General features: G+C 70.4%; 10 protein-coding genes. 8 read left to right on the top strand and 2 right to left on the bottom strand.

The features are described from left to right. Positions 1-480: biotin/lipoyl-containing protein (locus tag FJV41_RS28365; RefSeq protein ID WP_174466472.1), on the bottom strand; the 480-nt coding region annotated here is incomplete at its 3' end. Then, entirely contained in the window at positions 470-3,358 is a 2,889-nt protein-coding gene (locus FJV41_RS28360; RefSeq protein WP_141645698.1) for a 2-oxoglutarate dehydrogenase E1 component, read from the bottom strand. The genes FJV41_RS28365 and FJV41_RS28360, both read right to left, overlap by 11 nt. A 295-nt stretch (positions 3,359-3,653) precedes the next feature. On the opposite strand from FJV41_RS28360, the gene fabI reads away from it, so the two are divergent. From fabI to FJV41_RS28320, 8 genes are all read left to right on the top strand, one after another. Then, positions 3,654-4,487: an enoyl-ACP reductase FabI gene (gene fabI, locus FJV41_RS28355; RefSeq protein ID WP_141645697.1), complete on the top strand. Its 834-nt coding sequence runs from the start codon at positions 3,654-3,656 to the stop codon at positions 4,485-4,487. A 164-nt stretch (positions 4,488-4,651) separates the two neighbouring features. Beyond that, complete coding sequence (locus FJV41_RS28350) at positions 4,652-5,038, top strand: response regulator (protein WP_141645696.1); 387 nt, start codon at positions 4,652-4,654, stop codon at positions 5,036-5,038. Between the two features lie 4 nt (positions 5,039-5,042). Further along, positions 5,043-5,909 (top strand): response regulator, encoded by an 867-nt coding sequence (locus FJV41_RS28345; protein WP_141645695.1) that lies wholly within the window; start codon positions 5,043-5,045, stop codon positions 5,907-5,909. Further along, positions 5,906-7,135 (top strand): CheR family methyltransferase, encoded by a 1,230-nt coding sequence (locus FJV41_RS28340; protein ID WP_141645694.1) that lies wholly within the window; start codon positions 5,906-5,908, stop codon positions 7,133-7,135. The genes FJV41_RS28345 and FJV41_RS28340 overlap by 4 nt, the downstream gene beginning before the upstream one ends. Beyond that, on the top strand, positions 7,132-7,677 hold the full coding sequence (locus FJV41_RS28335) for a chemotaxis protein CheW (protein ID WP_141645693.1): 546 nt from the start codon (positions 7,132-7,134) through the stop codon (positions 7,675-7,677). Before FJV41_RS28340 ends, FJV41_RS28335 begins: the two co-directional genes overlap by 4 nt. Beyond that, a complete protein-coding gene (locus FJV41_RS28330) occupies positions 7,667-9,838 on the top strand; it encodes a hybrid sensor histidine kinase/response regulator (RefSeq protein WP_141645692.1) in 2,172 nt (723 codons plus the stop codon). The genes FJV41_RS28335 and FJV41_RS28330 overlap by 11 nt, the downstream gene beginning before the upstream one ends. After that, complete coding sequence (locus tag FJV41_RS28325) at positions 9,835-10,905, top strand: chemotaxis protein CheB (protein ID WP_141645691.1); 1,071 nt, start codon at positions 9,835-9,837, stop codon at positions 10,903-10,905. Before FJV41_RS28330 ends, FJV41_RS28325 begins: the two co-directional genes overlap by 4 nt. 88 nt (positions 10,906-10,993) lie before the next feature. Beyond that, positions 10,994-12,610 (top strand): methyl-accepting chemotaxis protein, encoded by a 1,617-nt coding sequence (locus FJV41_RS28320; protein ID WP_141645690.1) that lies wholly within the window; start codon positions 10,994-10,996, stop codon positions 12,608-12,610. Positions 12,611-12,682 lie beyond the last annotated feature (72 nt).

Below are 12,682 nucleotides of genomic sequence, written 5' to 3'. Positions count from 1 at the left end.
GGGCTGGGAAGGCGCGGCCGGGCGGTTGAGCTGACCGAGCACGTCCTCCTTGGTGATGCGGCCGGCGGTGCCGCTGCCCTTGAGCTGGGTGACGTCCAGCTTGTTGTCCTCCGCCATCTTCCGGGCGGTGGGCGTCATCCGCGCGTCCGCGCCAGCGTCGGCGGGAGCGGCGGCGACAGGGGCCGGGGCAGCAGCGGCGGCGGGAGCCGGAGCAGCGGCGGGCTTCGCGGCGGGAGCGCCGGCACCAGCCTCGATGAGGCCGAGCACGTCACCCACGCGCACCTTGTCGCCCTCCTTGAAGGCGACGCTGGCCAGGGAGCCGGCCGAGGGCGAGGGCACGTCGATGGTGACCTTGTCGGTCTCCAGGACGACGAGCGGCTCGTCCGCGGACACCGCGTCACCCTGCTTCTTGTTCCACTTGCCGACGACCGCTTCGGTGATGGACTCGCCCAGCGGGGGCACTTTCAGTTCAACGGCCATTCTTGGTCCCTCGGAAGATGGCTTCCTCGATGATGAGCTGTTGCTCGATTTCGTGAGTCTTGGGGAAGCCGGTTGCGGGGCTGGCGGCCTCCGCGCGGCCGATGTAGCCCAACTTCACCTGCTGCTGCGAGCGCGACGAAGCCAGGTCGTGCAGTCGCGGGAACATGAAGTGCCACGCGCCGGCGTTCCGGGGCTCCTCCTGCACCCAGAAGACCTCCGCGAGCTTCGGCAGCTTGCCGACCAGGTTGGCCAGCTCGTCGAAGGGGAACGGGTAGAGCTGCTCCAGCCGGACGATGGCGATGCTGTCGTCCTTGCGCTCGTCGCGCGCCTTCACCAGGTCGTAATAGACCTTGCCGCTGCAGAGCAGCAGCCGCGTCACGCCTTCCGGGGCGACCTTGTCCAGGATGACCTCCTGGAAGGAGCCCGTGGCCAGCTCGTCCAGCTTGCTGGTGGCCTCCGGCCGGCGCAGCAGGCTCTTGGGCGACATGATGACCAGGGGCTTGCGCACCGGGCGCAGCACCTGACGGCGCAGGAGGTGGAAGATCTGCGCGGGCGTGGTGGGGTAGCAGACCTGGATGTTGTCCTCGGCGGACAAATCCAGGAAGCGCTCCAGGCGCGCGCTGGAGTGCTCGGGGCCCTGGCCCTCGTAGCTGTGCGGCAAGAGCAGGGTGATGCCGCTGAGCCGGCGCCACTTGCTCTCCGCCGCCGCGATGAACTGGTCGATGATGATTTGCGCGCCGTTGGCGAAGTCACCGAACTGGGCTTCCCAGATGGTGAGGCCGTCCGGCACGTCCAGGCTGTAGCCGTACTCGAAGCCCAACACGCCCATCTCCGACAGGGCGCTGTTGACGACCTGGAAGCTGGCGCGGCCGGTGGCGAACTGCTTGAGCGGCGTGTACTCCTCGCCCGTCTGCACGTCGTGCAGCACCGCGTGGCGGTGGCTGAACGTGCCGCGCTCGCAGTCCTGACCGGACAGGCGCACCGGGTGGCCCTCGGAGAGCAGGGTGGCGTAGGCGAGCGTCTCGCCCTCGCTCCACTGCAGCTCCTCGCTGTCCAGCATGCCCAGGCGCTTCTTGATGACGGTGCGCTCCACGTCGCGGTGGACATGGAAGCCCTCGGGCACCGTGCTCAGTTGCTGGAGCGCGCCGCGCAGCTTCGCCTTGTCCACGCGGGTGGCGACCTGGGGCGCGTTCTTCACCGAGCCGCCCTGGTAGGGCTTCCACAGGCCCTCCAACGCGCTGGGCTCCTTGAACTGGCTCTCCTGGCGCGCGCGGACGAGCGCCGCGTCGAACTCCTGGAGGCAGCGCTGCTTGATGGCCTCCGAGTCCTCCGCGGAGATTCGCGACTGCTCCGCCAGCGCCTTCGCGTAGAGCGTGCGCACCGTCGGGTGCTTGCGGATGAGCTCGTACATCGCCGGCTGGGTGAAGGACGGGTCGTCACCCTCGTTGTGGCCGTAGCGCCGGTAGCAGATGAGGTCGATGACCACGTCGCTGTGGAACGTCTGCCGGTACTCGGCCGCCAGCCGCGCCACGTGGACGCACGCCTCCGGGTCATCCCCGTTCACATGGAAGATGGGGATGTCCAGCATCTGCGCGATGGCCGTCGCGTAGATGGAGGAGCGGGAGTCATGCGGGTCGGTGGTGAAGCCGACCTGGTTGTTGATGACGACGTGGATGGTGCCGCCCGTCGCGTAGCCCTTGAGGCCGGACAGGTTGAGCGTCTCCGCGACGACGCCCTGGCCCATGAAGGCCGCGTCGCCGTGGATGAGCAGGGGCATGACGCCCACGCGCTCGGTGTCCCCGCCGCGCTCCTGCTTGGCGCGCACGCGGCCCTCCACCACTGGATTGACGGCCTCCAGATGGCTGGGATTGAAGGCCAGCGACAGGTGCACGTTCTTGCCCTGGCGCGTGGTGTGGTCCGACGAGAAGCCCATGTGGTACTTCACGTCGCCGCGACCCAGGTACGCCTTGGGGTCCTTGGGGCCGTCGAACTCGCTGAAGATTTGACTGGGCTGCTTGCCCAGGATGTTCGTCAGCACGTTGAGGCGGCCGCGGTGGGCCATGCCGATGACGATCTCCTTCAGGCCCATGCCCGAGCCGACCTCGGCGATGGCATCCAGCATGGGGATGAGCGCCTCGCCACCGTCCAGGCTGAAGCGCTTGGCGCCCACGTACTTGGTGTGGAGGAAGTTCTCGAAGCCCTCCGCGTAGGAGAGCTTGGTGAGCAGGTGGCGTTGATCCTCCACGGTGAAGTCCGTGCGGTTCTCGCTGTGCTCCATCCGCTGCATCAGCCAGCGGCGGCGCTGGCTGTCGAGGATCTGCATCACCTCCACGCCGATGCTGCCGGTGTAGGTCCTGTGCAGGCGCGTCAGGAGGTCGCCGAGCTTCACGCGCTGCTGCGGGAAGGTGTTGCTGCTCTCCACCTCCTGCTCGCGCTCGCGCGCGGAGAAGTGGCTGTCGTCCACCATGCCCACGTCCGCGACGTGCTCCAGCGCGGGGCGCGGGCGGCCGAGCGGATCCAGGTTCGCGCGCAGGTGGCCGCGCAGGCGGAAGGCGAACAGCGCCTGGTCCACCTTCGACTGCAGCTCCAGCGCCTGGGCCTGGGCCGTGCTGGCGGGAGCCACGGGGGCAGCGGCGGCGGGCGCGGGCGTCTGGGCCGCGGCCGGAGCCTTGCCATTGGCCTTGGCCGCGGGTGCGGCCGGCGTGGGGGCCTCCAGCAGCTTCGCGTTGAAGATGGGACGGCCGGCACCATCGTTTCGCTCGAACACCTCGCGCCAGCTTGAATCCACGCTGGCGGGGTCCTCGAGATAGCGGGCGTAGAGCCCCTCGATGAAGTCGATGTTGGCGCCGGAAAGGAACGTGTCCTGGAAGTTCGCCATGGCGGTGTCGTCTTTTACTGGAAGGGCGCCCCGTTGGGGGTTTTTCGCGGCATCTTTGTTGAGCCTCGGGGGGCACCCCAGGGGTATGGCCGCTTCAGGGGAGCAGGAGGATTCATGCCCCTGTTGAGCGCAGCTTCACCCTTGGAATTCCCACGGACCGAAACCCTGCTTCCTCCCCGGGATGGGAAGACCCGGACACCCGGGGACTCCCATCGCCCGTTTCGTCCCGTTTCGGGCGAAAGGAGTGCTAGACAGCCCGCTCCCCACCCCTTCCTCTCCCACGAGGCCGCCGCACATGCTGCTCCAGGGTAAGAAGCTGCTCATCACCGGGGTCCTCACTCCCCAGTCCCTCGCCTTCGGCATCGCCGAGCACGCGCTCGCGCAGGGCGCGGACATCGTCCTGACCGGCTTTGGCCGGGCCAAGTCGCTCACCGAGCGCAGCGCCAAGCGCCTCAAGGCGGGCACCGAGGTGTTGGAGCTGGATGTGACGAACCCCGCCCACTTCACGGCGCTCACGGAGTCGCTCAAGCAGCGCTGGGGCCGGGTGGACGGGGTGCTGCACAGCATCGGCTATGCCCCGGACGACGCGCTGGGCGGCAACTTCCTCAACACGCCCTGGGAGAGTGTCCAGACGGCGTTCCGCATCTCCGCGTTCTCCCTGAAGGAGCTCGCCGTGGCGTGCATGCCGCTGATGCCCCCGGGCGGCTCCATCGTCGCGCTGGACTTCGACAACCAGAACGTGGCGTGGCCCATCTACGACTGGATGGGCGTGTGCAAGGCCGCGCTGGAGTCCACCGCGCGCTACCTGGCCCGCGATTTGGGCCCCAAGGGCATCCGGGTGAACATCCTGGCCGCGGGGCCGCTGGCCACCATGGCGGCGAAGGGCATCCCCGGCTTCAAGGCGCTGGAGCAGGGCTGGGGCAAGCAGGCCCCCCTGGGCTGGAACTCCAAGGACAGCCACGACATGGTCTCCAAGACCGCGTGTGCCTTGTTGTCCGACTGGCTGCCCTCCACCACGGGCGAAATGATCCACGTGGACGGTGGCTACCACGCGATTGGCGCACCGCCGGTGGACCTCAAGGCGGACGAGGGGGCACAGCCCGCAGCGTCCAAGCCGGCGAGCGAGTAGGCCGGAGGGGGCGAACCCCGAGGTCATCCGACACCTGCCCGCCCGCTGTCACGGCGGGCGGACCCCCCCGCTATCTACCGTGTGAGGCCTCACGGTAGAGTCTCCAACGTTTCGCAGGGGTATCCCGCCGCGTGGGCGAGCCTTTGCGCAGGAGCCGTGGCACCGTGAGCACCAACAGCACCAAGGTCTTGCTGGTGGACGACAGCCCGACCGTTCGGAACATCGTCAAGATCTACCTCATGAACCTCCGGGTGGAGGCGCTGGAGGCGGACGATGCGACACGCGCACTGAAAATCCTCCAGCTCGTCCCGGTGAATCTGGTCATCGCGGACATCAACATGCCGGGGATGGATGGCATCACCTTCGTCAAGGAGGTGAGGGCCAGCCGCAACGCGCAGCTGCGCACGGTGCCCATCCTGCTGTTGACGGCGGAGAAGAGCGTGGACCTGCGCCAGCGCGGCACGGAGGCGGGCGCCAACGCCTTCATCCAGAAGCCGGTGTCCCACCACGAGCTGACGGAGACCGTCCGTCAGTTCCTGTCCAAGGCCTGATGCCGTGAGCCTGCCGTCCCTGCTGCTCGTCGACGACAGCGACGCCATCCTGGCGCTCGAGCGCGCCATCCTCTCCGGCCACTACACCATCCACACGGCGAGCAACGGCCGCGAGGCGCTGGAGAAGGTCTCCCGCCTGCGGCCCGCCGCGGTGTTGCTGGACCTGTCCATGCCGGAGATGGACGGCGACGAGGTCCTCCAGCGGATGAAGTCCGACTCCGCCACGGTGGACATCCCCGTCATCATCATCTCCTCGGAGAAGTCCCGCGCGGAGGCGTGCATCGGGTTGGGGGCGGAGACGTTCCTGGCCAAGCCCTTCCGCGCCGACGAGCTCCTGCTCGCGGTGGGAGAGGCGCTGGCCAACTCGCGGCGGCGCGCGCGCACCGGCTCGCTGCTGGTGCTGCGGGTGACGGTGGGCACGCTGGAGTTCGCCATTCCCCTGGACTCGGTGCGCGAGGTGCTGCTGCACCCGGCGACGCGGCCGTTGCCCACGGCGCCTTCGTACCTGCGTGAATACGTGGAGGTGCGGGGCGAGGCGCTGTGCGTGCTGGACGTGGCGCGGCGGCTGAGCGTGGAGCACTCGATGCCGCGCGTGGAGCGCATGCTGGTGGTCATCCAGGTGGACGGGGTGGCGCTGGCGCTCGCGGTGGACACGGTGAAGGACCCGGAGGAGTACGCGGCGGCGGACATCGACCGGCGCGAGCGCGTGGGCGGCGCGGACCACGGCCCGCTGCGCGAGGGGCTCATCGGCATGTTGCGCTCGGGCGGCCACCTGCTGCCCATCCTGGACCCGCGGGTGTTCGTCGCGCGCGGCCTGCTGCGGGAGCTGCCTCGGATGGTCGAGGCCGCGGAGGCCAGGCGGAGCGCATGAGCGCAGAGCTCGACCCGCGGCTTTTGACCCGAGCGCGGGAGGTGGTGTCATCCATCACCGGCTTCCGCGACGACGCCATCGCCAACGAGGCGATGGAGCGCGTCGTGCGTGGAGAGCTGGCGCGCGGACGCTCGTCGGCGGACCTGCTGGGGGAGATGCTCTTTCCCCAGTCGACCCTGTCCGGCACGTTGGTGCGCGCGGCCCTGGTGGGGGAGACGTACTTCTTCCGCCAGCCCGAGCACTTCCGCTACCTCTCCCAGGTCGGCGTGCCCGCGGCCCTGCGCCGGGGCTCGCTGGCGCTGCGCGGCTGGAGCGCGGGCTGCGCCACGGGCGAGGAGGCGTACTCGCTGGCCGCCGCGCTGCAAGCCTCCGTGCCCCACGGCTTCCCGGTGGAGGTGCTGGGCACGGACCTGCACGAGGCCAGCCTGGAGACGGCGCGGCGTGCCTCGTACGGCACCTGGTCCCGGCGCGAGTCGGCGCCCCGCCTCTTCCCGCTCTACCTGGACGGCGTGGACCGACAGGTCACCATCCTCCCCGTCGTCCGGCGCATCACCTCCTTCGCGCAGTCCAACCTGCTGGCGCCGCTGCCCGAGCGCTTTGGCCGCTTCGACTTCATCTTCTGCCGCAACGTGCTCACCTACTTCTCCCTGTCCGCGCGGGAAGCGGCCATCGCCCTGCTGGCCCGGGCGCTCAATCCCGGCGGGTTGCTCTTCCTGGGCGCCGTGGAAGCGGACCGGGTGCCCGCGGGCATGGTTCGCGAGGGCACGCCGGAGCTCCAGACGTTCCGTCTGCTGGGGCCGGGCGAGTCCGCCTCGCCCACGCCCGTGCCCCGCTTCGTGGAGCGCGCCGCGCCGCCCGCGCCCCTCATCCGTCGTCCCATGGCCACGCCCGTGCCGGTGCGCGCGCAGGTGACGCCGCCGCCGCCGCCCGCGCGACTCCACCTGGAGGCGCTGGAGCGAATCGAGGGGGGCGACGTGGACGGTGCGTCGGCGGTGCTGGAGTCGCTGGTGCGTCAGGCGCCCGACTATCTGCCGGGCCTGTTGGAGCTGGCGCTCCTGCGCGAGCGCTCCGGGGCTCGCGAGGCGGCGGTGCCGCTGATGCGGGCTCTGCGCATGCGCGCGGAGAGACTTCCTCCGGACCAGCTCGTGGACGGGCCCGAAGCCCTTCCGGCGCGGTTCTATCAGGCGTCCGCTGACGCCTACCTCAACCTGGGGGCGCTCGAATGAAAATCCTTCCTCGGAGCATGGAGGAGGCTCAGGAGCAGGAGGCGGTGGAGCTCCTGGAGCGGCGCGCGTCCCGGCTGCGTGAGCAGGCGGAGACGACCGTCGAGGAGGCGGTGCATTGGATCGCCGAGTTCCCCCTGGGCGAGGAGCGCTACGCGCTCTCCCTGGAGATGCTCCGCGCGGCGCTGCCGCTGCGCATGGTGACGCCGGTGCCGCTGTCCGCGCCCCATGTCGTCGGGGTGCTGCGCTTCCAGGGCCAGGTGCTCTCCGCGCTCAGCCTCGCGTCCATGCTGGGGGGCCATGGCTGGCGGCAGGACCCGGCCGTGCTGCTGGTGGTGGACCGAGGTGACGGCGAGCTGTGCGCGCTGGACTGTGAGGCCATTCCCCGGCCCACCACCCTGCCCATGAGCGTGGTGGAGGCCGCGCGCGTGCGCGCCGAGGGGCCGGTGATGGAGGTCTTCACCCAGGACCGCCAGCTCATCCACCTCATCGACCTCAAGCGCCTGTTCACCACGCGCTCGACGGGAGGACGCAATGCCCGTTGACCCGATGCTGCAGGGGCTCGTCACGGGCTTCGCCGTGGAGGCCCAGGAAGTCATCCAGAAGGTCACCATGGACCTGCTGGAGCTGGAGCGAGAGGGCCTGGATGCGGGCGCGCTCGCCAGGCTCTATGTCCGGCTGGGCCGGCACCTGCACACCCTCAAGGGCAGTGCCTCCAGCCTGGGCCTTCAGGATTTGGGCGACATCGCCCACAAGCTGGAGGACGCGCTGGCTCCGCTGAAGGCGAGCACGCGCAAGATGCCCCGGTCCGTGGTGGACGTGCTGCTGCACGGCCTGGACCTCTTCATGCTGCGCGCCCAGGCCCACGCGGATGGGCGGGGTGACGCGCTGCCGGACCCGGCCGCCGCGCTGGCGCAGTTGGTGGCCGAGGGGCCCCCGCCGGAGACGGTGGGAGCGCTGCTGGCGGGCGCGGCCACCGCGTCGGCCCCCGTCGAGCCCTCCGCGACGCCCGAAGAGAACGCGCTGGTGGAGGCCGCGTCGGCGCTCAATCCGCAGGACGCGGTGCCGGAGTCGGCGGACACGGGCTGGCGGGTCAGCGTGCGGCAGGTGACGTCGCTGATGCGCGAGGTGGAGCGGCTGCGCGAGGTGCGCCTGCGGGTGGAGGAGCGCGGCCGCGAGCTGGACCGCGTGGTGACGGTGCTGGCCAAGCAGGGGCTGCTGGCGGAGACGGCCGAGGCGCGCACGCTGCTGTCAGGCACGTCGCGCTCGCTGCGCACCGATGGCGAGGAGACGAGCGACATCGTCGACGCGCTGGAGGACGGCCTGAAGGCCATCACCACGCGCCCGGTGCGCACGATTCTGGACCCGCTCCAGCGCATGGTGCGAGACCTCTCGCGCCAGCTCGGCAAGGAGGCCCGGCTGTCCGTCGTGGGCTCGGAGCTGTCGCTGGACAGGCGCCTGTTGGAGAAGCTCCAGGGCGCGCTGGTGCACCTGCTGCGAAACGCGGTGGACCACGGCCTGGAGATGCCGTCCCAACGCGAGAAGGCGGGCAAGCACCACGAGGGCGCGCTCACGCTGCGCATCGAGCAGCAGGGCAACCTGCTCTTCCTGGAGTGCTCGGATGACGGCGCGGGCATCGACGTGATTCGCGTGCGCAAGGTGGCCGAGTCGCGCGGGGTCGTCACCTCCGACGAGGCGGAGCGGCTCAACGAGAACCAGGTGCGCGACCTCATCTTCCGCCCCGGCTTCAGCACCCGCTCCGACGTGACGGACACCTCCGGCCGCGGCGTGGGCCTGGATGCGGTGCGCGCGTCGGTGGAGGGGCTGCAGGGCCGCATCGAGGTGAACAGCACGCCGGGCCAGGGCACGCGCTTCGTGATGACGCTGCCGGTGGACCTGGGCAGCTCGCCGGTGCTGGTGGTGCGCGCGCTGGAGCAACTGGTGGGCCTGCCGATGCTGGCGGTGGAGGCCACGCAGCTGGCGCGCGCGGACTCGCTGCGCATCGGCAAGCGCAAGGCGCACCTGGAATACCAGGGGCAGTTGTTGCCGGTGGTGGACCTGGGCGCGCGGCTGGGCCTGCGGGCCCTGGCGCCTCCGGTGGAGGGACAGCCGCTGCTCATCGTCCAGAGTGGTGGCAAGCGCGTGGCGCTGGGCGTGGACGCCGTGGTGGGAGACCGGGACCTGGTCATCCGTCCGCTGCCGTCCGAGGTGCGGGACGTGCCCGCATGGCAGGGCGCGGCGACGCTGAGCCGGGGTGAGCTGTTGCTCATCTGCCGGCCGGACTGGCTGGTGACGGAGTCGGGGCAGGCCGCGGTGGCCGCGCAGCGCCGGGCGCTGGTGGTGGATGACTCGCTCACCGCGCGCGCGCTGCACCGGGCCATGCTGGAGGCGGGTGGCTTCAGCGTGCACCTGGCGGCCAGTGGCGCCCGCGCCCTGGACCGGCTGGCGACGGACACGTACGACGTCGTCATCTGCGACCTGGACATGGAGGAGATGGACGGAACGCAGCTCATCGCCCGCCTGCGCGAGAAGAAGGAGACGTCGTCCTTGCCCGTCATCCTCGTCTCCGCGCATGACAGTGCCGCCGCGCGGGAGCGGGGCATGGCGGCGGGCGCGGATGGCTATCTCAGCAAGCGCGAGTGTGCCGCGGGTCGGCTCCTCGCCGAGGTGCTCGACGTGATGAGTCGCAGGGGAGGGCGCGCATGAACACCCGTCGCCCGATTCGCGTGCTGGTGGTGGACGACTCGCCCACCATGGCCAATACGCTCACGGCCCTGCTCACCGAGGACTCTCGCATCGAGGTCGTCGGTCGGGCTGGGGATGGCAACCGGGCCGTGCAGCTCGCGCGCCTGCTCCGTCCAGACGTCATCACCATGGACCTGCTGTTGCCGGGCCTGGACGGGCCGGCGGCCATCGCGGCCATCATGTCCCAGTCCCCCGCGCGGGTGCTGGTGGTGAGCGCCGTGGCGGAGCAGCGGGGCGTGGACCTGGGCTTCCAGGCGATGAGCGCCGGCGCGCTGGAGCTCATCGGCAAGCCCAACGTCACCAACGTGGAGGAGCTGCGCCGGTGGGGGCGCGACCTGGCCCACTCGGTGTGCCTCATGGCGGAGGTGCCCGTCATCTCCCGACGCCAGCGCACCAACTCCGTCACGCCGCCGCCCATTGGCGCGCGGGTGGACGTCTTCGGCGTGGTGGCCTCCACGGGAGGCCCGCCCGCGCTGGCGGAGCTGTTGTCCAAGCTGCCCCGCGACCTGCCGGTGCCGCTGCTCATCGCCCAGCACATCACCGTGGGCTTCACCCAGGGCATGGTGCGCTGGCTGTCCCAGGTGACACCGCTGACCGTGGACGTGGCCCGGGACGGCGAACGGCTGGAGCCGGGCCGGGTGTACTTCCCGCAGGACGGGCAGGACTTGCTGGTGGACTCCGCGGGCCTCGCGCGCATGCAGCGCAGCCGGGGAGGGCCCTGCCCCAACGGAGATGTGCTGCTGTCGTCGCTGGCCTCGGCGTTCGGCCGGCGCAGCGGTGGCGTGGTGCTCACCGGCATGGGCGAGGACGGCGCGCGGGGCCTGTTGGCCATCCGCAACGCCGGGGGTGTCACCTTCTCCCAGGACGAGGCCACGTCCGTCGTCTATGGCATGCCGCGCGCGGCGCTGGAGCTGCGCGCCACGGACCAGGGCGTGCCGCTGGCCTCCGTGCCGGACCTCATCCTCCAGAGCTGCATCCCCCCCAACTTCCGCTCCGGTGGGCGCGGAGAGGGGGGAGTGGGCCGATGACCTCGCCCGTGCATGCTAGTCCCGAGTCGTTCGCATTCGCCCCGCGCTCGCGCGGGCGTCGTCCCGAAGTTTTCCGGGTGGTGATGCCGTGAGCACCGAACAGACCTCGTTCACCACGCAGCTTGGCCAGCAGTTCCGTCAGTCGCTCGGACTGGCGCCGAAGCTCGTCCTCGTCACCACGCTCGTCAGCGCCACGGTGGCCGCCATCCTCACCGGCATCGCCACGCGGCGGCTGGAGAGCGACCTCATCGACAGCCACATGGGCGAGGGGCAGCTCTTGTCCCGCAGCCTGGCGGTGGCCGCCGAGCAGGGTGTGACGGCGGGTATCGCCGCGCTCCAGCCCATGCTGGACGTGTCGCGCACCAGCGAGGACATCACGTACGTCTTCCTGACGGACGCCACCGGCAACGTCCTGGCGCACAGCCTCCCTGGCGCCTTTCCTCAATCGCTGAAGGAGGCGACGGCGGCGCAAGGCGAGGTGAGCGCGGAGACGGGCTGGGGCGCCGTGCTGGAGGTCGAATCCGAGGGGAAGACGCTCCACGCGATGAACGTGTCGGCGCCAGTGGCCGGTGGCCGGCTGGGCGCGGTGCACGTGGGAATCTCCCGGGACCACATCGACGACCTGGTGTCCGCGCTGCGCTGGCGGATGATGGGCTTCGCGCTCCTCCTGGTCGCTCTGGGCGTGGCGGTGGCGGCGGCCTTCGGGCGCAGCATCGTCCGGCCCATGCGTGAGCTGACGGAGGTCGCCGGCCACATCGTCGAGTCCGGAGACCTCACCCGTCCCATCCAGGTGAAGAGCGGCGACGAGGTGGGCCGGCTGGCCAACTCCTTCGCGCAGATGGTGGCCCGGCTGCGCGAGGTGACGCTCAACCTCCAGCAGGCCGCGCAGGCGCTCACGCAGTCCACCGAGCACCTCAACACCTCCTCCACGGACCAGGCGCAGACCATCTCCCGTCAGGCCGCCGCGCTCCAGGAGACGCAAGTCACGGCGCAGGAAATCAAGCAGACCTCCATGCTGGCCGCGCAGAAGGCGGAGAGCGTGCTGTCGGTGGCGGAGCGCGCGGATGCGCTGGCCCGCTCGGGCGAGGCCGCGATTGAGCAGACGATGGCGGGCCTCAACGACATCCGCGTCCAGGTGGGCGAGATTGCCCAGAAGATTCTCGAGCTGGGCGAGCGCACGCAGCAGATTGGCGGCATCACCCAGACGGTGAAGGACCTGGCGGACCAGTCCAACATGCTCGCGCTCAACGCGGCGATTGAGTCGGTGCGCTCGGGTGAACACGGCAAGGGCTTCGGCGTGGTGGCGCGAGAAATCCGCGCGCTGGCGGACCAGTCCATCCAGGCGACCACGCGGGTGCGCGAGCTCCTGGACGACATCGCCAACTCGGTGACGGCCGCGGTGCGAATCACCGAGCGCGGCGCCGAGCGCATGGAGGCGGGCCTGGCCCAGGTGCGCACCAGCGGACAGAACCTGCGCGAGCTGTCGTCCATCGTCCAGGACAACGCCGCCGCAGTCCGTCAGATTGCCGCCGCCGTGAGCCAGCAGAACGTGGGCATCAATCAAATCACCCTGGCCGTGAATGACCTCTCCAAGATGATGGATGAGACGGTGGCCCGCATCGGCTCCACGGGTGAGGCGGCCACCACGCTGCAAATCATCTCCGAGCAGCTCTCCAGCGCCGTGAAAATCTACCGCGTCGAGTAGCGCCGCCCAGCGGCACCCTGGATGCGAAGAGGCCCCGACTCCCTCACCTGGGAATCGGGGCCTCGTCATTTC

It is taken from the genome of Myxococcus llanfairpwllgwyngyllgogerychwyrndrobwllllantysiliogogogochensis (genome assembly GCF_006636215.1).
In the GTDB taxonomy this organism is placed as follows: domain Bacteria; phylum Myxococcota; class Myxococcia; order Myxococcales; family Myxococcaceae; genus Myxococcus; species Myxococcus llanfairpwllgwyngyllgogerychwyrndrobwllllantysiliogogogochensis.
Note: the sequence above shows the minus strand (reverse complement) of the source record. Positions and strands in the feature narration are given on the sequence as shown.